The sequence below is a fragment of the Klebsiella sp. GW_Kp182 genome, assembly GCF_040062275.1.
GTDB lineage: Bacteria > Pseudomonadota > Gammaproteobacteria > Enterobacterales > Enterobacteriaceae > Klebsiella > Klebsiella michiganensis.
The window spans coordinates 64,582-86,342 of the sequence record NZ_JBEAFQ010000011.1; the positions used below are offsets into that span (position 1 = coordinate 64,582).

Consider the following 21,761-nt stretch of genomic DNA (forward strand, 5'->3'; position numbering starts at 1 on the left):
TCAGGCCCCCGTTGTTCTCTTTACTGCCTACTGCGCCGGTTCAATCGGCAAATCCGTCCGCGCGCCCCATTCGCTCCATGAGCCGTCGTACAGGCTAACGCCGTTAACGCCGAGGGTGGTGAGCGCCAGCACGACGACCGCCGCCGTTACGCCGGAGCCGCAGCTGGCAATAATCGGCCGTTCAAAATCGACGCCCTGACGCGCGAAGATCTCGTTGAGTTCATCGGTAGTTTTGAGTTCGCCGTTAATCACCAGCTCCGTCCACGGTACGTTTAGCGCGCCGGGAATATGCCCGCTGCGCAGTCCCGGTCGCGGCTCTGCCACCTGGCCATTAAAGCGTCCTGCCGGGCGCGCATCGACGATCTGCGCCGATCCTTCGTGGCTGACCAGCAGCACATCGGTCAGGCGCTTGATCGCCAGCGGATCGACGCGGCCGTCAAAATCACCTTCCGGCAGTTCGGGGAGGCCTTGCTCCAGCGGTAGCCCATCGCGGCGCCAGCCCTCCAGCCCACCGGCGACAATCGACACCTTTTCAACGCCGAACGTGCGCAGCATCCACCAGGCGCGCGGCGCGGAGAAGAGATTGCCTTCATCGTATACCACCAGATGCTTATCGCTGCTGACGCCAAGTTCGCGCATGGCGACGGCAAACGCCTCCGCGCGCGGCATCATGTGCGGCAGCGGGCTGGTGTGGTCAGAGAGGGCTTCGATATCGAAAAAGACGGCGCCGGGAATATGGCCTGCCTGATACTCAGCGTTAAGATCGCGCTCTTCCTGTCCCGGGGGGGCCATCCGCGCGTCGATAATCTGGATTTCAGGGTCATCAATATGCTCTGCCAGCCAGTCGGCAGCGACAAAAAACGAGGTAGACATGAGTGCCTCCGTGTCATCAACAATAGAGTGATTGTTGTTGTTTTTTGCGATATCGACAAGGCATTTTCAAGGAGAGGCGGCGGGAATGTGATATTCCCCCGAGCGGCGTCGGGGGAGAGTTGGCTTAAAACGCGTTTTGCTGCAGGTAGCGCCAGGCGTACTGCGCGTACAGTTCAGCGCCGCTTTTCATCACCTGCTCGTCGATATTAAAGCAGCCGTGATGGTGCGCGTAGTCGCTGCCTTTCTCTTTATTGCCCGAGCCGAGCAGCGCAAAGGCACCGGGGATATTTTGCATATAAAAACTAAAATCCTCTCCGCCGGTGGTCGGTTTTTCATTGAAAAGGACGCCATCGCCGAACGCGTTGCGGATAACCGACTGCGCCAGCAGCGCGCTGCGCTCTTCGTTGATCACCGGTAGCGTACCGTAGCAGTAGTCAACCTGAGCGGTCGCCCCATATACCGCGGCGGTATGCTCGGCATAGCGGGTAATGGCCGTTTCCAGGCGCTGGCGCGCTTCCAGGCTGAAGCAGCGCACGGTACCGTCAAGAACGGCGTTCTCGGCAATGACGTTAAAGCGCGTGCCGACATCCATTTTGCCGATGGTGACTACCGCGGACTCAAGCGGGGAGGTTTCTCGCGCCACAATAGCCTGCAGATTCATCACGAAAGCGGAAGCGACCACCGCCGCATCGACGCAGGCCTCCGGCATCGAACCGTGGCCGCCGCGGCCGCGGAAGGTCACTTTCAGCAAATCGGCTGAGGCAAAGGAGGAACCGACGTTGCAGGAGATTTTGCCGGACGGCGTGCCGGACCAGATATGCATCCCGAAAACGTTATCCACGTTATCGATAGCCCCCTGCTGAATCATCGCCTTCGCCCCCTCGGCAATCTCTTCCGCAGGCTGAAAGATCAGCCGGACGTTGCCCGCCAGCTGCTCGCGGACGTCATATAACGCACGGGCGGCGGTCAGCAGCATGGCGGTATGGGCGTCATGGCCGCAGGCGTGCATTTTCCCGGGGGTTTGTGATTTATAGTCGAGCGGATCGTTCAGCTCCACCACCGGTAACGCATCCATATCGGCGCGCAGAGCCACGGTTTTACCCGGCTGGCCGCCGGTGATGTCGGCGATGATTCCGGTAGGATGCGTCCGGCGGTAAGGGATGCCGATGGCCTCCAGTCCGGCGGCGACGCGATCCGTGGTGCGCTTCTCCTCCCAGGGAAGTTCCGGATGGGCGTGCAGGTCGCGACGAAAAGCGATCATCGCCTGTTCTTCTCTGGCGATAATCGCGGTGATGTCAGGGTTAATCATCAATGGCTCCATCATTTGCTAAAAATTCAACGCGATCAGCCGACAGCGGGGGTCAGATAGCCGACCAGAATTCCGGCTAACACCACCGACACCATGGTGACGGAGACGAATCCGCCGACCAGCATCGGGCCCAGCATATGGTGGGTCAGCATCTGGCGCTCTTTTTCATCGTGGGTGAGGGCGTTGATGGCCTCGTTGGTAATAATATAGTCGGCGGGGAAACCGTACAGCGCGGTCAATGAGATGGCGAAAGCCATCGGGCCGCTGACGCCAAGCAGTTTCCCGACCAGCCAGGAGACAACAAACATCCCGATCGCCGCCGTGGCGATTAACACCACCATCGGGAAAAGCAGGCGCAGCAGCATCTCCGGCGTGGCTTTGTTTAAGGTATCAAAGATAAATAGCATCAATGCCATAATAGCGAAGCCAAAGCCGTTCGCCTTATGCAGCATATGCTTTTCAAGAAAGCCTAACGAGGTAAACACCACGCCAAAAAACAGGCACAGTACGAAGGGGCTGATATTCACTATCGGCTTCGCGAGGTCGGCGACAAGCCAGGCCAGACAGCCGACCAGCGCCAGCCGCAGGAATTTAAAGTAGTTGCTGTTGTAGCTAACGGGGATTTTACTGAACAGGCGCGGCATTTTCTCCTCGCCAACGGTGAGCATCGCGTGCTCATCGGCGATGTCATCGGGTCGGTGCTCGCCGCTGCGGTAGCGGGCAAGCAGCGTTTTACCTTCGCGCTGCAGCATGATGGCGGTGAGCGGATATCCGGCAAACCCCTGCATTACGTAAATCAAAATGGCAAAAACCGACAGGTCGACCAGTCCGGCGCTGCTCGCGCCCTGCGACATAATCAGCGATGAGACGATACCGCCGACCAGCGGAGGAATGGTGACCAGAGCGGTGTTGCGGTCGAACAGCGCCAGGCTCACCGCAAAGACCGCCGCCGCGATCCCGGCAATGCCGGCGAGGGAGATGACTACGGTCTTCCACTGCTGCGCCAGCTCTTTTAGCGACAGCAGGGTGCCCATATTGGTGATTAACAGATACATCAGCATTATGGCAACCGGCGTGCCGATTCCGGCCCGGCTGATAATATCTGCCGGGAAAAATGTCCAGTACCCGATTAAAAACAGGACCGCACAGACAAATACGGAGGGAATCCAGGCTTTTGTGCGGGTTGAAACAACGTCGCCGATATAAAGAATTAAAATAATAATCGACAGTGCGACCATCTGAGACATAAATAACTTCCATATTATTAATCCCATATATATTTATATGAGATGGGTTGATGTTGTGTTATCTGGTAAACGCTGGAACGTATAGTCAATATCATCGCCGGCGTAATAATTTATATTTTAAAGGCAATGATATCCCGAACAATAAATAGAAAGCGCGCGCCTTGTCAATTTATATGGGCGGAGAGAGTGGGATTTCAGAATAAAAAGTATTGATAGCTGAGGATATTAAAAGTTGATATAAGAAAAATCGTAGCGCGGTATATCCGTTAAATTAATCCACTCCAGCTATCCGTGATCCCTACCAATATTGCTTGCTAGCGCGCTATTGGTAATTCTGCCGCTAACGCATAATAATGTGTTCACTGAAATTATCTGGCCTGCGGGCCGAGGGGTTAGAAGGATGAAACCATTTCGTTTGGCGGCGCTATCTCTGGCGCTACTTACCGCGCTATCGTTGACCGCCTGTGACGACAGCGGCAAACCGCAGGCGGTCGCGTCGGCGCCATCCGCGGCGGCAGATAGCGCGCCCGCGAAGCCGGACAGCGCCCAGCTGGCGGCGCTGGCTGAAAAAAGCAAAGGCAAAGCGTTAACGCTGCTGGATGCTTCTGAAGTTCAGCTCGACGGCGCGTCGACGCTGGTGCTGACCTTCTCTATTCCTCTGCAGCCGGATCAGGATTTCTCCCGCAGCGTGCATCTGGTCGACAAAAAAAGCGGCAAAGTCGATGGGGCATGGGAGCTGGCGCCCAATCTTAAAGAGCTGCGTCTACGCCATCTTGAGCCAAAACGCGAGCTGATCGTTTCGCTCGACCCCACCCTGACCGCGCTGAATAAAGCGACCTTAGACAGCAGCGTTGAAAAAACCATTACCACCCGCGATATCGCCCCGAGCATCGGCTTTGCCAGCCGCGGCTCGCTGCTGCCGGGGAAAGTGGTGGCCGGACTGCCGGTGATGGCGCTGAATGTCGATAACATCGACGTCAATTTTTTCCGCATCAAACCTGAATCGCTCTCCGCCTTCGTCAGCCAATGGGAATACCGCAATTCGCTGAGCAACTGGGAGTCGGACGAGCTGCTGAAGATGGCCGATCTGGTCTACACCGGCCGTTTTGACCTTAACCCGGCGCGCAATACGCGCGAAAAACTGCTGCTGCCGCTGGCGGATATCAAGCCGTTGCAGGAGCCGGGCGTCTATATCGCGGTGATGAACCAGGCGGGCCGCTACAGCTATAGCAACGCCGCGACGCTGTTCACCCTCAGCGATATCGGCGTATCCGCGCACCGCTACCACAACCGGCTGGATGTCTTTACCCAGAGCCTGGAAAACGGCGCGGCGCAGTCCGGTATCGATGTGCAGCTGCTGAACGCCAAAGGGCAAACCCTGGCGCAGGCGAAGAGCGACGCTCAGGGGCACGTGACGCTGCAAACGGACAAAGAAGCGGCGCTGCTGCTGGCGCGTAAGGACGGGCAAACCACTCTGCTGGATCTCAAGCTCCCGGCGCTGGACCTGGCTGAATTTTCCATCGCCGGCGCGCCGGGCTTCAGCAAGCAGCTATTTATGTTTGGCCCACGGGATCTCTATCGTCCGGGCGAAACGGTTATTCTCAACGCGCTACTGCGCGATAGTGACGGTAAACCGCTCCCCGAGCAGCCGGTGAAGCTGGAAGTCGTGCAGCCGGATGGGCAGGTTATTCGTTCGACGGTCAGCAAACCGGTTAACGGCCTGTATCAGTTGACTTATCCGCTCGATAGCGGCGCGGCGACCGGGATGTGGCACATTCGCGCCAGCACCGGCGACAACCAGCCGCGCGAGTGGGATTTTCACGTTGAAGATTTTATGCCTGAGCGCATGGCGCTGAATCTCACGCCGCAAAATGCCCCGGTTTCGCCGGCTGCGGATGTCAGCTTTGCCGTGAGCGGGGCGTATCTGTACGGCGCGCCGGCCAGCGGCAACTCGCTGCAGGGTAAACTGTTCCTGCGTCCGCTGCGCGATGCGGTGCCTGCGCTGCCGGGCTTCCAGTTTGGCGACATTGCCGAAGAGAACCTTTCCCGCAGCCTGGATGAAGTGCAGACCACCCTGGACGATCGCGGACATGCGGAAGTCATCGCCGCCAGCCAGTGGCAGGAGAGCCGCTCGCCGCTGCAGGTGATCCTGCAGGCCAGCCTGCTGGAGTCCGGTGGCAGACCGGTCACGCGCACCGTCAGGCAGCCGATCTGGCCGGCCGAAACGCTGCCGGGTATCCGACCGGAATTTGCCCTGAAAGAGGTTTACGACTATCGCACCGACAGCACTATCAAGCAGCCGGTGGTGGATGAAAACGGCACCGCCGCGTTTGAGATTGTGTATGCCGACGCTAAGGGTGAGAAGAAAGCGGTCTCCGGGCTGCAGGTTCGGTTGATTCGCGAACGCCGCGATTACTACTGGAACTGGTCCGAGAGCGAAGGCTGGCAGTCGCAGTTCGATCAAAAAGATCTTCAGGAAGGCGAGGAGTCGCTGGATATTTCAGCCGGACAAACGGCGAAAGTGAGCTTCCCGGTCGAGTGGGGTTCTTATCGCCTGGAAGTTAAAGGGCCGGATGATGCGGTCAGCAGCGTGCGCTTCTGGGCCGGATACAGCTGGCAGGATAACAGCGATGGCCTGGGGGCGGCGCGTCCGGACCGCGTCACCATGAAGCTGGACAAACCGGCCTATAAACCGGGCGATACGATCAAGCTGCATATCGCCGCTCCGGCAGCCGGTAAAGGCTACGCGCTGGTGGAATCAAGCGAAGGGCCGCTGTGGTGGCAGGAGATTGACGTCCCGGCGGAAGGGATGGAGTTATCGATCCCGGTGGATAAAGCGTGGAATCGTCACGACCTCTACCTCAGCACCCTGGTGATTCGTCCGGGGGATAAATCCCAGTCCGCGACGCCAAAACGGGCGGTGGGTCTGCTGCATCTGCCGCTTGGCGATGAAAATCGCCGTCTGAACCTGACGCTGGAAGCGCCGGATAAAATGCGCCCCAACCAGCCGCTGAAGGTCAACGTTAAGGCCAGCGTCAAAGAAGGCGAGACGCCGAAACAGGTTAACGTGCTGCTCTCCGCCGTCGATAGCGGCGTACTCAATATCACCGACTATGCAACGCCGGATCCGTGGAACGCCTTCTTTGGCCAGAAACGCTACGGCGCCGATATTTACGATATCTATGGTCAGGTGATCGAAGGGCAGGGGAGACTCGCCAGCCTGCGCTTCGGCGGCGACGGTGATGAACTCAAACGCGGCGGCAAACCGCCGGTTAATCACGTGACGATTATCGCTCAGCAGGCGCAGCCGGTGGTGCTGGATGAGAAAGGCGAAGGGACGGTGACTTTGCCGATTGGCGACTTTAACGGCGAACTGCGGGTTATGGCCCAGGCGTGGACCGCTGAGGATTTTGGCAGCAGCGAAGGAAAAACGATCGTGGCGGCGCCGGTTATTGCCGAGCTGAATATGCCGCGCTTCCTCGCCAGCGGAGATACCACTCGCCTGGCGCTGGATCTCAGCAATCTGACCGATAAGCCGCAGACCCTCAACGTTGCGCTGGCCGCCAGCGGTCTGCTGCAGCTTGAAGGGGGAGAAATACCGCCGGTGCATCTGGCTCCCGGCGCGCGCACCACCCTGTTTGTGCCGGTTCGCGCGCAGCAAGGCTTTGGCGATGGTCAGGTAAATGCCACCATCAGCGGCCTGAACCTGCCGGGTGAAACCTTCGCGCCGATGCAGAAGCAGTGGCAGCTGGGCGTGCGTCCGGCTTTCCCGGCGCAAACCGTGAATTCCGGCGCTGTCCTCCAGCCGGGTGAAAGCTGGCAGGCTCCGGCGGCGCAAAGCGAGGGCTTCTCGCCGGCCACGTTGCAGGGGCAGCTGGTGTTCAGCGGTAAGCCGCCGCTGAACCTGGCGCGCTATATACGCGACCTGAAAGCCTATCCTTACGGCTGCCTGGAGCAGACCACCAGCGGGCTGTTCCCGTCGCTCTATACCAACGCCGCCCAGCTTAAAGCCCTGGGGATCGGCGGCGATAGTGATGAAAAGCGACGCGCGGCGGTGGATATCGGCATTTCTCGTCTGCTGCAGATGCAGCGCGATGATGGCGGTTTCGCCCTGTGGGATAAAGAAGGGCCGGAGGAGTACTGGTTGAGCGCCTACGCGATGGACTTCCTCGTCCGGGCGGGCGAGCAGGGCTACAGCGTACCAACGAACGCCGTCAATAACGGCAACCAGCGCCTGCTGCGTTATTTACAGGAGCCGGGGCTGATGACCGTCCGCTATAGCGATGATGCCCAGGCCAGCCGCTTTGCCGCTCAGGCCTACGCCGCGCTTGTACTGGCCCGGCAGCAGAAAGCGCCGCTCGGCGCGCTGCGCGAAATCTGGAGCCGTCATGCCCAGGCGCGTTCCGGTCTGCCGCTGCTGCAGCTGGGCGTGGCCCTGAAATTGATGGGCGATGCGCCGCGCGGCGACGAAGCCCTGAAGCTGGCGCTGACGACGCCGCGGCAGGACGCGAACCGCTGGCTCGGCGATTACGGTAGCGAGCTGCGCGACGATGCGCTGAAGCTGGCGCTGCTGGAGGAGAACAAACTGCTGCCGGAAGCGCAAAATACGCTGCTCAGCCATCTGGCGGACGAAGCCTACGGCCAGCGCTGGCTCTCGACGCAGGAGAGTAACGCCCTGTTCCTGGCCGGGCGTACGCTGCAGGATCTCCCCGGCAGCTGGCAGGCGCAAACCTCCGTGCAGGCCGAACCGCTCTCCGGCGAGAAAGCGCAAACCCGCAACCTGACCGGCGACCAGCTGGCGGCCTTGCAGGTGACCAATACCGGCCAGCAGCCGCTGTGGCTCCGTCTCGACAGCAGCGGCTATCCGCAGAACGCGCCGCAGCCGGGAGGCAACGTACTCGGCATTGAACGGCAAATTTTCGATACCCAGGGCCAGCAGAAATCGCTCTCTTCACTGCGCAGCGGCGAACTGGTGCTGGTAAAGCTGGAAGTGACGGCAAAGCGTAACGTCCCGGACGCGCTGGTGGTGGATTTACTCCCGGCGGGGCTGGAGCTGGAAAACCAGAATCTGGCCAACAGCAGCGCCAGCCTGCAGGAGAACGGCGAGGTGGTGCAGAATCTGCTTAACCAGATGCAGCAGGCCGATATTCAGCACATTGAGTTTCGCGACGATCGCTTCGTCGCCGCGGTGGCTATCAATGAAGGCCAGCCGGTGACGCTGGTTTATCTGGCGCGCGCGGTGACGCCGGGCACCTATCAGGTACCGCAGCCGCAGGTCGAGTCAATGTACGTGCCGCAGTGGCGGGCAACCGGCGCGGCCAGCGGACCGCTCACCGTTGCACCCTAAATGCGGGCACTGAAGCGCATTAAACGCCGCTGGCGCTGGCTGGCGGCGTTTATTTTTTTGCTGTGGCTGCTGCTGCTGGCCGCCGATCGCCTGTGGCCGCTGCCGCTGCGCGAGGTGACGCCTGCCAGAGTGGTGGTGGCGGAAGACGGGACGCCGCTGTGGCGTTTCGCCGACGCGCAGGGCGTCTGGCGCTATCCGGTGACCCTGGCTGACGTTTCGCCGCGCTATTTACAGGCGCTGATCCAGTATGAAGATCGCTGGTTCTGGGATCACCCCGGCGTTAATCCGTTCTCGATCGTTCGCGCCGCCTGGCAGGATCTCACTTCCGGGCGGGTGATCTCCGGGGGCAGCACCCTGACCATGCAGGTGGCGCGTCTTCTCGATCCGCATCCCCGAACCTTCGGCGGCAAGCTGCGTCAGCTATGGCGCGCGCTGCAGCTGGAGTGGCATCTGTCAAAAAGCGAGATCCTCACGCTCTACCTCAACCGGGCGCCGTTCGGCGGTACGCTGCAGGGGATAGGCGCAGCCAGCTGGGCCTATCTCGGTAAACCGCCCGCGCAGCTCAGCTATGGCGAAGCGGCGCTGCTGGCGGTACTGCCGCAGGCGCCGAGCAGGCTGCGTCCGGATCGCTGGCCGGAGCGAGCGCAGGCGGCGCGCGATAAAGTGCTGCTGCGGATGGAAAATCAGGGCGTGTGGCCGGCGCAGCCGGTACGAGAAGCTATCGAAGAGCCCGTCTGGCTCTTTCCGCGGCAGATGCCGCAGCTGGCGCCGCTTTTTGCCCGCCGCGCGCTGGCGAGCAGCCGCGCAGAGAAGGTGGTAACGACGCTGGATGCCGGACTGCAGCGGCAGCTGGAAGACCTGGCGCTGAACTGGAAATCGCGCCTGCCGCCGCGCAGCTCTTTAGCGATGATCGTGGTCGACCATACCAATATGAAGGTGCGCGGTTGGGTAGGGTCGGTGGATATCAACGATGATAGCCGCTTTGGTCATATTGATATGGTCTCGGCGATCCGCTCCCCGGGCTCGGTTCTGAAGCCGTTTGTTTATGGTATGGCGCTGGATGAGGGGCTGATCCATCCGGCTTCGTTGTTACAGGATGTGCCGCGACGGTTTAGCGACTACCGGCCGGGGAATTTTGACAGCGGTTTTCACGGGCCGGTGAGCGCGAGCGACGCGCTGGTTCGCTCGCTGAACCTTCCGGCAGTGCAGGTGCTGGAGGCCTACGGGCCGAAGCGTTTTGCCGCCAGGCTACGCAATGCCGGATTGCCGCTGATGCTGCCCGCCGGCGCGGAGCCGAATCTGTCGCTGATCCTCGGCGGCGGCGGCGCGCGTCTGGCGGATATCGTGGCGGCGTACAGCGCGTTCGCCCGCCATGGTAAGGCGGGACAATTGCGCATCACGCCAGACTCACCGCTGGTTGAGAGGCCGCTGCTGTCGCCGGGCGCCGCGTGGATCGTGCGGCGCATACTGGCCGGCGAAGCGCAGCCGGTGCCCGATGCGTCGCTGGTGCAGGTGGTGCCGCTGGCGTGGAAAACCGGAACCAGCTACGGCTACCGCGACGCCTGGGCGATCGGCGTGAACGCCCGCTATCTGATAGGTATCTGGACCGGGCGACCCGACGGCACGCCGGTCGTCGGGCAGTTTGGCTTCGCCAGCGCGGTGCCGCTGCTGAACCAGGTGAATAATATGCTGCTGGCGCGCCCGGCGATGAGCCGCGGCGGATTGCCGGCCGACCCTCGCCCGTCGTCGGTCAGCGCCGGGACGGTTTGCTGGCCCGGCGGGCAGAATTTACCCGCGGGCGACGCGAACTGCCGCCGACGGCTGGCCACCTGGCTGCTTGATGAGAGCCAGCCGCCGACCCTGCTGCTGCCCGGCCAGGAAGGTATCCGCGGGATTCGCTTCCCGGTGTGGCTGAATGAGAAAGGGCTGCGGGTGGCGGCAGATTGCCCCGGCGCGGTAGAGAAAAGCCTCGACGTCTGGCCGCTGCCGCTTGAACCCTGGCTACCCGCAGGCGAACGGCGTCGCGTCAGGCTGCCTGCGGTTTCGGCGGCGTGTCCGCCGGTGCAAACCGCGGATGCCGCTCCGCTGGTGCTCTCCGGTCTTCGTGAAGGCGCGGTGGTTAAACGGCTGCCCGGCGAGCAAAAGGTGATGCTGCCGCTGCAAACGACCGGCGGGGAAGGGCGCCGCTGGTGGTTTCTTAACGGTGAGCCTCTGCCGGCGGAAGGCGCCGGCGCGACCCTTAACATCGATCGCCCTGACCGTTATCAGCTGGTGGTGATGGACGAGGCGGGGCAAATTGTTGCCGCGAACTTCACCGTGCAATAAACGTAACGTGCCTTAATTGGCGGGATTTGTTGTTTAAGGTCGCTTTTTTTTAAAAAAATGTTACCTAAACACATAGGCAATCGCCTTAGATGATGATTATAATTCGCGCCGTATTTATCGGTCTCATCTGCTCATCTGCAAAACAGAACAACATATATAAAGAGGTTATCATGGCTATTGAACGTACTTTTTCCATCATCAAACCAAACGCGGTGGCAAAAAACGTTATTGGCGGCATCTTTTCTCGCTTTGAAGCTGCAGGGTTCAAAATTGTTGGCACCAAAATGCTGCATCTGACCGTTGAGCAGGCTCGCGGCTTCTATGCTGAGCACGAAGGTCGCCCGTTCTTTGACGGTCTGGTTGAATTCATGACTTCCGGCCCGATCGTGGTTTCCGTGCTGGAAGGCGAAAATGCGGTTCAGCGTCATCGCGACCTGCTGGGCGCAACCAACCCGGCGAACGCGCTGGCGGGTACCCTGCGCGCAGACTACGCTGACAGCTTCACCGAGAACGGCACCCACGGTTCCGATTCCGTTGAATCCGCTGCGCGCGAGATCGCGTTTTTCTTTGCTGAAGGCGAGGTTTGCCCGCGCACCCGCTAATCTCCCGCGTCTTTCACGCCACCGCTTTGTTGGCTTCATTCGCGCACCCCGGTCACATAGTTATCTATGCTCCCGGGATTTGCGAATTCGCCGCCTCGCCGTGACGTAAAATACTTTGGAGATACCATCCTCGTCGCCTTTTCGACCGTCGCGGTGTTGGCTGCGCGCGTTCACCCCGGTCACGAGGAGCTGTCTGGCAGTTACAGATTTTTTCATCATTGCTGCGTGCAAACGTGGTATTGATGGACCAGAATTTGTAGAATACAGCGCCCCGGATGAGCAGTCGCTCCCGGGGCGTTTCTTTTTTCAACCCTCCAGGGGCCATAACGTGTAATAACGAGGCCGGAATCAATTATGTCTGAACAAATAGTCACACCTGATAGCGCCGCTCTGACGGTGCCGAACAAAGATGCCAAAATCAACCTGCTGGATTTGAATCGTCAGCAGCTGCGCGAGTTTTTCAAAAACATGGGCGAAAAGCCTTTCCGCGCCGATCAGGTGATGAAATGGATGTATCACTACTGCTGCGATAACTTTGACGAGATGACCGATATCAACAAAGTTCTGCGCGGCAAATTAAAGGAAGTCGCGGAGATTCGCGCCCCGGAAGTCGTTGAAGAGCAGCGCTCCAGCGACGGTACCATTAAGTGGGCCATTGCCGTTGGCGATCAGCGCGTCGAAACCGTGTATATCCCGGAAGACGATCGCGCCACCCTGTGCGTTTCTTCCCAGGTGGGCTGCGCGCTGGAGTGTAAATTCTGCTCTACGGCCCAGCAGGGCTTTAACCGCAACCTGCGGGTTTCGGAAATTATCGGCCAGGTCTGGCGCGCGGCGAAAATCGTCGGCGCGGTGAAGACCACCGGCGTACGTCCGATTACCAACGTGGTGATGATGGGGATGGGCGAGCCGCTGCTGAACCTGACTAACGTGGTGCCGGCCATGGAGATCATGCTCGACGATTTCGGCTTTGGTCTCTCTAAACGTCGCGTCACGCTCTCCACTTCCGGCGTGGTGCCGGCGCTCGATAAGCTTGGCGATATGATTGACGTCGCGCTGGCCATCTCTCTGCACGCGCCGAACGATACCATTCGTGATGAAATCGTGCCGATCAACAAGAAATACAATATTGAGACCTTCCTGAACTCGGTGCGTGGCTATATTTCGAAGTCCAACGCCAACCAGGGACGCGTCACTATCGAATACGTCATGCTGGATCACGTCAACGACGGCACCGAGCATGCGCACGAGCTGGCCGCGCTGCTGAAAGATACGCCGTGCAAGATCAACCTGATCCCATGGAACCCCTTCCCGGGCGCGCCGTATGGCCGTAGCTCCAACAGCCGTATCGACCGTTTCTCCAAGGTGTTAATGGAGTATGGTTTCACCACGATCGTGCGTAAAACCCGCGGCGACGATATTGATGCCGCCTGCGGTCAGCTGGCCGGCGACGTTATCGACCGTACCAAGCGTACGCTGCGTAAACGTATGCAGGGCGAAGCCATCGACGTGAAGGCGGTCTGATAATCAATGATGCAGCGCACAGCCCTGGCGGTGCGCTGCATATTTATATGGAATCGCCGGGCGAAATACGCTGTTGTGGTTAATAATTACGGTGCGTTTTTGTCGACTTTGAGGCAGTATGTAGCGGTACAACAACCGCTTAGCATTCAATATTGATAAGTCTCTGTGATACCAGGTCATACGGACTTATACTGTTTGTCTGACGTTGAGCAGATGTCTCGCGGCGCGGGGTCACCGGCGCTGAATTTTAAATTTCACGTACCAGTAGTTGTAGCGAATGAATACTGAAGCCACTCAAGACCATCAAGAAGCAAACACCACGGGCGCGCGTCTGCGTAATGCCCGCGAACAACTCGGGCTCAGCCAGCAGGCGGTGGCTGAACGCTTATGCCTGAAGGTTTCCACGGTTCGTGATATTGAAGACGATAAGGCACCCGCCGATCTTGCTTCAACCTTCCTGCGCGGCTATATCCGCTCTTATGCCCGCCTTGTGCACATTCCTGAAGAAGAGCTGCTGCCGATGATGGCCAAGCAGGCTCCGATCCGGGCGGCGAAAGTTGCCCCCATGCAGAGCTTCTCGCTGGGTAAACGCCGTAAAAAGCGCGACGGCTGGCTAATGAGCTTTACCTGGCTGGTGCTGTTCGTGGTGATTGGCCTCAGCGGCGCCTGGTGGTGGCAGGACCACAAAGCGCAGCAGGACGAGATCTCCACGATGGCCGATCAATCCTCCGCCGAACTGAATGCGGGCGATAGCAACAGCCAAAGCATCCCTCTGGATAATCAATCGGCGAATTCTGCACCGGATACCGCCGCCAACAGCGCGCCTGTAGAAACGTCTCCGGCGCCAGCGGCGTCAACTCCGGCCCCGGCTCCAGCTCCGGCCGAGAATAACGCCGTTGTCGCGCCTTCTCAGGCCAACGTCGATACGGCGGCAGCGCCGGCAACTTCGCCGTTACCGACCGACCAGGCAAACGTGACCGCTGCGGCGGCCTCCGCCCAGGATCTGGTGCTGAATTTTACCGCCGACTGCTGGCTGGAAGTGAGCGATGCGACCGGTAAAAAGCTGTTCAGCGGTTTACAGCGTAAAGGCGGTAACCTCAATCTGAGCGGTCAGGCGCCTTATAAGCTGAAAATCGGTGCCCCGGCGGCGGTACAGATACAGTATCTGGGTAAACCAGTCGATTTGAGTCGTTTTATCAGAACTAACCAGGTTGCACGTCTGACCCTCAATGCCGAACAATCACCGGCGCAGTAACAGACGGGTAACGCGGGAGATTTTTCATGCATAACCAGGCTCCGATTCAACGTAGAAAATCAAAGCGAATTTACGTTGGGAATGTGCCGATTGGCGATGGCGCTCCCATCGCCGTACAGTCGATGACAAACACGCGCACCACCGATGTGGCGGCGACGGTAAATCAAATTAAAGCCCTTGAGCGCGTTGGCGCGGATATCGTGCGCGTTTCGGTGCCGACGATGGACGCGGCGGAAGCGTTCAAGCTTATCAAACAGCAGGTTAGCGTACCGCTGGTTGCCGATATCCACTTCGATTACCGCATTGCCCTGAAGGTAGCGGAATACGGCGTTGATTGCCTGCGCATTAACCCGGGCAATATCGGTAACGAAGAGCGTATCCGCATGGTGGTGGACTGCGCTCGCGATAAAAACATCCCTATCCGCATCGGGGTGAACGCCGGCTCTCTGGAAAAAGATCTCCAGGAAAAATACGGTGAACCCACCCCGCAGGCGCTGCTGGAATCGGCAATGCGCCATGTCGATCACCTCGATCGTCTCAACTTCGATCGGTTTAAAGTCAGCGTGAAAGCTTCCGATGTGTTCCTGGCGGTTGAATCCTACCGCCTGCTGGCGAAACAGATCGATCAGCCTCTGCACCTCGGGATCACCGAAGCGGGCGGGGCGCGCAGCGGCGCGGTGAAGTCCGCGATCGGCCTCGGCCTGCTGCTGTCTGAAGGGATCGGCGATACCTTGCGCGTCTCCCTGGCGGCGGATCCGGTTGAAGAGATCAAAGTGGGCTTCGATATTCTCAAGTCGCTGCGCATTCGCTCTCGCGGGATCAACTTCATTGCCTGCCCGACATGTTCACGTCAGGAGTTTGACGTTATCGGTACCGTTAACGCGCTGGAGCAGCGGCTGGAAGATATCATTACGCCGATGGATATTTCGATCATTGGCTGCGTGGTAAACGGTCCCGGTGAGGCGCTGGTTTCCACCCTCGGCGTGACCGGCGGCAACAAGAAAAGCGGCCTGTACGAAGACGGCGTACGTAAAGACAGACTGGATAACGACGATATGATCGATCAGCTGGAAGCGCGTATTCGCGCTAAAGCATCGATGCTTGATGAGGCGCGTCGCATCGATATTCAGCAGGTTGAAGCGAAATAACGTGTTGGGAAGCGATACGCTTCCCGTGTATGATTGAACCTGCGGGCGCGAGGCGCCGGGGTTCATTTTTGTATATATAAAGAGAATAAACGTGGCAAAGAACATTCAAGCCATCCGTGGCATGAACGATTATCTGCCGGGCGAAACCGCTCTCTGGCAGCGCATTGAAGGCTCACTGAAGCAGGTGCTTGGTAGCTACGGTTACAGCGAAATCCGTTTGCCGATTGTAGAGCAGACCCCGTTATTCAAACGCGCTATCGGCGAAGTGACCGACGTGGTTGAAAAAGAGATGTACACCTTTGAGGACCGTAACGGCGATAGCCTGACTCTGCGTCCGGAAGGTACCGCTGGCTGCGTACGCGCCGGCATCGAACATGGTCTCCTGTACAATCAAGAACAGCGTCTGTGGTATATCGGGCCGATGTTCCGCCACGAACGTCCGCAAAAAGGGCGTTATCGCCAGTTCCACCAGATTGGCGCGGAAGCGTTCGGGCTGCAGGGGCCGGATATTGATGCCGAGCTGATTATGCTGACCGCCCGCTGGTGGCGCGAGCTGGGCATCTCCAGCCACGTTGCGCTGGAGCTGAACTCTATCGGTTCGCTGGAGGCTCGCGCTAACTATCGCGACGCGCTGGTGGCCTATCTTGAGCAGTATAAAGATAAGCTGGACGAAGACTGCAAACGCCGCATGTACACTAACCCGCTGCGCGTGCTGGATTCTAAAAACCCGGACGTCCAGGCGCTGCTGAACGACGCCCCGACGCTGGGCGACTATCTTGATGAAGAGTCCAAAGCGCATTTTGCGGGACTTTGCGCGCTGCTGGATGATGCCGGTATCCGCTATACCGTGAATCAGCGTCTGGTGCGCGGTCTCGACTATTACAACCGCACCGTGTTTGAGTGGGTCACCACCAGCCTCGGTTCCCAGGGCACCGTCTGCGCCGGCGGCCGTTACGATGGTCTGGTTGAGCAGCTTGGCGGTCGCGCAACCCCTGGCGTCGGCTTTGCGATGGGGCTGGAACGTCTTGTTTTACTGGTTCAGGCAGTGAATCCGGAATTTAAAGCCGATCCTGTTGTCGATATATACCTGGTAGCCTCCGGAACTGACACCCAGTCCGCAGCAATGCGTCTGGCTGAACAGGTACGCGATGCGTTACCCGGCGTTAAGCTGATGACCAACCACGGCGGCGGCAACTTTAAGAAGCAGTTTGCGCGCGCTGATAAATGGGGCGCTCGCGTTGCGCTGGTGCTGGGCGAATCAGAAATCGCTGACGGAAACGTGGTAGTGAAAGATTTACGCTCAGGAGAGCAAACTACCGTAACGCAGGATAGCGTTGCCGCGCATTTGCGCACACTTCTGGGTTAATCTCCCGGGAATCATTAGTCAGGAGAAGGACTGCGTGGAACTTTACAATAACGAAAACGATCAGGTCGACGCGCTGAAGCGTTTCTTTGCTGAAAATGGCAAGGCGCTGGCCGTTGGGGTGATTTTGGGCGTTGGCGCGCTGGTTGGCTGGCGCTACTGGACCTCCCATCAGTTGGATACCGCCAGAGGCTCGTCTCTGGCTTATGAAAATGCGATTTCCGCCCTCAAATCGGATAAACCAGAAGCGCTGAACGCTGCGCAGAAATTTGCCGCCGACAGCAAAAACACCTATGGTGCGTTTGCTTCTCTTGAGCTGGCGCAGCAGTTTGTTGAGAAAAACGACCTGCAGAACGCTGAAAAGCAGCTTCAGCAGGGGCTTACGGCCGCTTCTGATGATAACCTGAAATCGGTTATCAATATGCGTCTTGCTCGCGTCCAGCTGCAGCTTAAGCAGCCTGATGCCGCGCTGAAAACCCTGGATGCCGTGAAAGGCGAAGGCTGGACCGCGATTGTCGCTGACCTGCGCGGTGAGATCCTGCTGAGCAAAGGCGATAAGCAAGGGGCGAAAGCAGCATGGGAAGCGGGCGCGAAAAGCGATGCCTCACCGGCGCTCAGCGAAATGATGCGTATGAAAATAAATAATTTGTCCATCTGAGAGGGACTCGATGCAATTGCGTAAATTACTTCTGCCAGGGCTGCTTTCCGTTACCTTATTGAGCGGCTGTTCGCTGTTTAACAGCGAAGAAGATGTGGTGAAAATGTCGCCACTGCCGACGGTGGAAAACCAGTTTACGCCGTCCACCTCCTGGAGCACCTCCGTTGGCGGCGGTATTGGCGAATTCTACTCTAACCTGCACCCGGCTTTTGCTGATGGCGTCGTGTATGCCGCCGATCGTAAAGGTACCGTTAAAGCCCTTAATTCAGGCGACGGCAAAGAGGTGTGGTCGGTTAATCTGGCAGAGAAAGACGGCTGGTTCTCCCGCGCGCCTGCGCTGCTCTCCGGCGGCGTGACCGTCTCCGGCGGCCACGTTTATATCGGTAGCGAAAAAGCGAAAGTTTATGCGCTGAACACCAGCGACGGCACCGTCGCGTGGGAAGCGAGCGTGGCGGGTGAAGCGATTTCTCGTCCGGTCGTCAGCGACGGCATGGTGCTGATTCATACCACTAACGGTCAGCTTCAGGCGCTGAACGAAGCCGATGGCGCGGTGAAATGGACCGTTAACCTTGATATGCCAGCGCTCTCCCTGCGCGGCGAATCCGCTCCGGCCACCGCCTACGGCGCAGCTATTGTAGGCGGCGACAACGGTCGCGTCAGCGCGGTGCTGATGCAGCAGGGCCAGATGATTTGGCAGCAGCGTATCTCTACCGCGACCGGTCCGACGGAAATCGACCGTCTTAACGACGTCGACACGACGCCGGTTATCGTGAACGGCGTGATTTACGCGCTGGCCTACAACGGCAACCTGACGGCGCTGGATCTGCGCAGCGGCCAGATTATGTGGAAACGCGAGCTGGGTTCAGTGAACGATTTCATTGTCGACGGCAACCGTATTTACCTGGTTGACCAGAATGACCGTCTGCTGGCGCTCACCACCGACGGCGGCGTGACGCTGTGGACGCAAAGCGATCTGCTGCACCGTCTGCTGACTGCGCCTGTGCTGTATAATGGCAATCTGGTTGTTGGCGATAGCGAAGGCTATATGCACTGGGTCAACCCTGAAGATGGTCACTTTGTGGCTCAGCAGAAGGTGGACAGCTCAGGCTTCCTGACCGATCCGGTTGTTGCTGACGGCAAACTGCTGATTCAGGCGAAAGACGGCACGCTGTACGCGATTACGCGTTAACAACAGCGGTAGTCTATTTTTGAGAAACGGCCCCTGGCAGACAGGGGCCGTTTTGGCTTTTTTAAAAACGCCGTGAAAACGGGCGTTGTATCGATTTTTGTATGAGGCATTTAACATGATACCTGTGGTCGCGCTTGTCGGGCGCCCTAACGTTGGAAAATCCACGCTCTTTAACCGCTTAACGCGCACTCGCGATGCGTTGGTCGCGGATTTCCCGGGGCTGACTCGTGACCGTAAGTACGGTCGTGCTGAAGTGGAAGGCCGCGAATTTATCTGTATCGATACCGGCGGGATCGACGGTACCGAAGATGGCGTAGAAACGCGAATGGCGGAACAGTCGCTGCTGGCGATTGAAGAAGCGGACGTGGTGCTGTTTATGGTCGATGCGCGTGCGGGCCTGATGCCGGCGGATTCGGCAATTGCGAAACATCTGCGATCCCGTGAGAAACCGACTTTCCTGGTGGCAAACAAAACTGACGGTATCGATGCCGATCAGGCGATTGCCGATTTTTGGTCGCTGGGGTTAGGCGAGATTTATCCTATCGCCGCTTCCCATGGCCGCGGCGTCACCAGCCTGCTCGAGCACGTGCTGCTGCCGTGGGTTGACGAAGTGAACCCGCCGGAAGAAGTGGACGAAGACGCGGCATACTGGGCGCAGTTCGAAGCCGAGCAGAACGGCGAAGCGCTTGAAGAGCCGGAAGATGATTTTAACCCGCAGGATCTGCCGATTAAGCTGGCGATTGTGGGCCGCCCGAACGTGGGTAAATCTACGCTCACCAACCGTATCCTGGGTGAAGATCGTGTGGTGGTTTACGATATGCCGGGAACCACTCGCGACAGCATCTACATTCCGATGCAGCGCGATGAGCGTGAATACGTCCTTATCGATACCGCAGGCGTGCGCAAGCGCGGCAAAATTACCGATGTCGTCGAAAAATTCTCGGTGATCAAAACGCTGCAGGCGATTGAAGACGCCAACGTGGTGCTGCTGGTGATTGATGCGCGCGAAGGGATTTCCGATCAGGATCTCTCCCTGCTGGGCTTTATCCTCAACAGCGGTCGTTCGCTGGTGATTGTCGTCAATAAATGGGACGGCCTGAGCCAGGAAGTAAAAGAGCAGGTGAAAGAGACCCTGGACTTCCGTCTGGGCTTTATCGACTTTGCCCGCGTGCACTTTATCTCCGCGCTGCACGGCAGCGGCGTAGGCAATCTGTTTGAATCCGTGCGCGAGGCGTACGACAGCGCAACCCGTCGCGTGGGTACCGCTATGCTGACCCGCATCATGACCATGGCTGCTGAAGACCATCAGCCGCCGCTGGTGCGCGGCCGTCGCGTGAAGCTGAAATATGCCCACGCCGGTGGTTATAACCCGCCGATCGTGGTTATTCACGGTAACCAGGTTAAAGATCTGCCGGATTCTTATAAACGCTACCTGATGAACTACTTCCGTAAATCGCTGGAAGTGATGGGCACGCCGATTCGTATTCAGTTCAAGGAAGGGGAAAACCCGTTTGCCAACAAACGCAATACCCTGACGCCGAACCAGATGCGTAAGCGTAAGCGCTTGATTAAGCACATCAAGAAAAGCAAATAACGAATCACAACTACGCGATTGTTAAAAAGCCCGCGTGCGGGCTTTTTTGTATCTGTTGTTATTATTCAGCTTCATTGCCTTTTTTAAGGGGAGGAGAGGGGGTATCCTCAACCAGCAAAGCTCCAGTTAAACCGGTGTAAATAATCAGCCAGCCGATTAACATGATGACGAATCTTACATGAATGAAAAGAGAATCTACCGTACCAAAAAATAATACCGGCAAACATAGAAATAAAGCGGCATAAGATGGCTTCTTTCTTGTCATGTAATAGATAAGCGTTATATAGAAAAAAAATAAAAACAGGCCGCTGGCAGCTCCCTGAAGCGACATCGTTTCAATCAAATCATTATGTAAATGATAGGGTATATTGCGTAAGGCTTCTGGATTTCCATTTTCGTTTTTATTGATAAAATCAGCCAGGATTTGATATCTCTCTTTTGCGCTGACTCCTCCGGGGTGGGTTATGATTTCGTTTATCCCGGAATACCACATTGTTAATCTTGCTCCTATTGATGTGTTATTGTTTTGCTGATAAAGAGTTATATCGGTTATAACCTCGCTCGCTCTCTTATAAACATTTGGCGAGAATACACCAATCATTAGTGAAAATAAAATAAATGAAAGTGCACAAATAGATAATGCTTTCCATTTCGCTACGGCATATTTTTTAAATAAAATATAAAGCAGAATTACAGGATACACGATTAAAGCTGATCGAGTCTCAGTTAATAGCAATATATATAGCGAAGAAAAAACAATGAATGAAGCTAATACTTTTCTGTAATGTATGCTGGTACGCAGAAGCGAATAAAGCGTCAAGAGCGAATACATAGTATAAAGCGCAGCGCTTAAGGTAGATGAAGTATTTATACGAAGACGCTCACCGGGAGCAATGATTTTGCAATATACTGCATATAATGTCAGGGTAATAAAACCGAATAAGAGGTAGTAGGTTGTTTTTTTCTGTTGGCCTGTTCCTGATAGCCTCATGATCGCTGGGAACAGTGATATCACTACAGAGCCGATGATCAGATAAGTACCCGTTTTGGGATAATTAGTATCAGCGCGATAGATCTCCGTAAGATGTGCAGGAAACCTCCAGGACCATAATAGCTGAGATGCTCCAATAAGGAAGATGGCTGCACCTAATATTAAATCCTGACGGGTGATTGTTAATTTCTTAAAATAAAAAAAAGAGCCAGTAATTATCACTGAGGAATAGATGTAAAATATATTCCGACCAAGCAATTGCTCAGGGATGATAATGCTACTTGATATTACTGCTAAAAGTAATACGAAATTTATATATTTCTCCTTTATCATATCAAT

The 21,761-nt window shown here is 57.3% G+C and carries 14 protein-coding genes; 10 read left to right on the forward strand and 4 right to left on the reverse strand.

Features of this window, described 5'->3' with window-relative positions; all coding sequences use genetic code 11:
- Positions 1-27: 27 nt before the first annotated feature.
- The 3 genes from sseA to ABLU88_RS12855 all read right to left on the reverse strand — a co-directional run bounded on the left by sseA (position 28) and on the right by ABLU88_RS12855 (position 3,429).
- Positions 28-873, reverse strand: a complete 846-nt coding sequence (sseA, locus tag ABLU88_RS12845) for a 3-mercaptopyruvate sulfurtransferase (protein WP_014230369.1) — start codon at positions 871-873, stop codon at positions 28-30.
- Positions 874-997: 124 nt separating this feature from the next.
- On the reverse strand, positions 998-2,182 hold the full coding sequence (locus tag ABLU88_RS12850; RefSeq protein ID WP_348836673.1) for a M20 family metallopeptidase: 1,185 nt from the start codon (positions 2,180-2,182) through the stop codon (positions 998-1,000).
- A 35-nt stretch (positions 2,183-2,217) separates the two neighbouring features.
- Positions 2,218-3,429: a hypothetical protein gene (locus tag ABLU88_RS12855; protein ID WP_109241350.1), complete on the reverse strand. Its 1,212-nt coding sequence runs from the start codon at positions 3,427-3,429 to the stop codon at positions 2,218-2,220.
- A gap of 400 nt (positions 3,430-3,829) precedes the next feature.
- Between ABLU88_RS12855 and ABLU88_RS12860 the strand changes: the two genes are divergently transcribed.
- The 10 genes from ABLU88_RS12860 to der all read left to right on the forward strand — a co-directional run bounded on the left by ABLU88_RS12860 (position 3,830) and on the right by der (position 20,431).
- Entirely contained in the window at positions 3,830-8,776 is a 4,947-nt protein-coding gene (locus ABLU88_RS12860) for an alpha-2-macroglobulin (protein WP_348836675.1), read from the forward strand.
- Positions 8,777-11,101 (forward strand): peptidoglycan glycosyltransferase PbpC, encoded by a 2,325-nt coding sequence (pbpC, locus tag ABLU88_RS12865; protein ID WP_348836677.1) that lies wholly within the window; start codon positions 8,777-8,779, stop codon positions 11,099-11,101. It abuts the gene before it with no gap.
- A 170-nt stretch (positions 11,102-11,271) separates the two neighbouring features.
- On the forward strand, positions 11,272-11,703 hold the full coding sequence (gene ndk, locus ABLU88_RS12870) for a nucleoside-diphosphate kinase (RefSeq protein WP_004114414.1): 432 nt from the start codon (positions 11,272-11,274) through the stop codon (positions 11,701-11,703).
- Positions 11,704-12,057: 354 nt separating this feature from the next.
- Positions 12,058-13,224: a bifunctional tRNA (adenosine(37)-C2)-methyltransferase TrmG/ribosomal RNA large subunit methyltransferase RlmN gene (locus ABLU88_RS12875; RefSeq protein WP_004123586.1), complete on the forward strand. Its 1,167-nt coding sequence runs from the start codon at positions 12,058-12,060 to the stop codon at positions 13,222-13,224.
- Positions 13,225-13,501: 277 nt separating this feature from the next.
- Positions 13,502-14,479, forward strand: a complete 978-nt coding sequence (rodZ, locus tag ABLU88_RS12880) for a cytoskeleton protein RodZ (protein WP_134898439.1) — start codon at positions 13,502-13,504, stop codon at positions 14,477-14,479.
- A gap of 26 nt (positions 14,480-14,505) precedes the next feature.
- Complete coding sequence (gene ispG / locus ABLU88_RS12885; RefSeq protein ID WP_014230363.1) at positions 14,506-15,627, forward strand: flavodoxin-dependent (E)-4-hydroxy-3-methylbut-2-enyl-diphosphate synthase; 1,122 nt, start codon at positions 14,506-14,508, stop codon at positions 15,625-15,627.
- Between the two features lie 91 nt (positions 15,628-15,718).
- A complete protein-coding gene (gene hisS / locus ABLU88_RS12890; protein ID WP_025106604.1) occupies positions 15,719-16,993 on the forward strand; it encodes a histidine--tRNA ligase in 1,275 nt (424 codons plus the stop codon).
- Between the two features lie 34 nt (positions 16,994-17,027).
- The gene (locus tag ABLU88_RS12895; protein WP_025106605.1) at positions 17,028-17,648 is read left to right on the forward strand and encodes a YfgM family protein; all 621 of its coding nucleotides are present in this window, start codon (positions 17,028-17,030) and stop codon (positions 17,646-17,648) included.
- 10 nt (positions 17,649-17,658) lie between these two features.
- Positions 17,659-18,837, forward strand: a complete 1,179-nt coding sequence (bamB, locus tag ABLU88_RS12900; RefSeq protein ID WP_004104478.1) for an outer membrane protein assembly factor BamB — start codon at positions 17,659-17,661, stop codon at positions 18,835-18,837.
- Between the two features lie 115 nt (positions 18,838-18,952).
- Complete coding sequence (der, locus tag ABLU88_RS12905; RefSeq protein ID WP_014230361.1) at positions 18,953-20,431, forward strand: ribosome biogenesis GTPase Der; 1,479 nt, start codon at positions 18,953-18,955, stop codon at positions 20,429-20,431.
- Positions 20,432-20,492: 61 nt separating this feature from the next.
- Here der and ABLU88_RS12910 read toward each other — a convergent pair whose 3' ends face one another.
- Positions 20,493-21,755 carry an O-antigen ligase family protein gene (locus ABLU88_RS12910; protein ID WP_348836679.1) on the reverse strand — a complete coding sequence of 421 codons (1,263 nt, stop codon included), beginning with the start codon at positions 21,753-21,755 and terminating at the stop codon, positions 20,493-20,495.
- Between the last annotated feature and the right edge of the window lie 6 nt (positions 21,756-21,761).

Excerpts from the sequence above, each read along its gene's own strand:
- bamB (WP_004104478.1), top strand. The coding sequence starts at position 17,659 with ATGCAATTGCGTAAATTACTTCTGCCAGGGCTGCTTTCCGTTACCTTA.
- ABLU88_RS12875 (WP_004123586.1), top strand. The coding sequence starts at position 12,058 with ATGTCTGAACAAATAGTCACACCTGATAGCGCCGCTCTGACGGTGCCG.
- der (WP_014230361.1), top strand. The coding sequence starts at position 18,953 with ATGATACCTGTGGTCGCGCTTGTCGGGCGCCCTAACGTTGGAAAATCC.
- ndk (WP_004114414.1), top strand. The coding sequence starts at position 11,272 with ATGGCTATTGAACGTACTTTTTCCATCATCAAACCAAACGCGGTGGCA.
- ispG (WP_014230363.1), top strand. The coding sequence starts at position 14,506 with ATGCATAACCAGGCTCCGATTCAACGTAGAAAATCAAAGCGAATTTAC.
- ABLU88_RS12855 (WP_109241350.1), bottom strand. The coding sequence starts at position 3,429 with ATGTCTCAGATGGTCGCACTGTCGATTATTATTTTAATTCTTTATATC.
- pbpC (WP_348836677.1), top strand. The coding sequence starts at position 8,777 with ATGCGGGCACTGAAGCGCATTAAACGCCGCTGGCGCTGGCTGGCGGCG.
- rodZ (WP_134898439.1), top strand. The coding sequence starts at position 13,502 with ATGAATACTGAAGCCACTCAAGACCATCAAGAAGCAAACACCACGGGC.
- ABLU88_RS12860 (WP_348836675.1), top strand. The coding sequence starts at position 3,830 with ATGAAACCATTTCGTTTGGCGGCGCTATCTCTGGCGCTACTTACCGCG.
- ABLU88_RS12850 (WP_348836673.1), bottom strand. The coding sequence starts at position 2,182 with ATGATTAACCCTGACATCACCGCGATTATCGCCAGAGAAGAACAGGCG.
- sseA (WP_014230369.1), bottom strand. The coding sequence starts at position 873 with ATGTCTACCTCGTTTTTTGTCGCTGCCGACTGGCTGGCAGAGCATATT.
- ABLU88_RS12910 (WP_348836679.1), bottom strand. The coding sequence starts at position 21,755 with ATGATAAAGGAGAAATATATAAATTTCGTATTACTTTTAGCAGTAATA.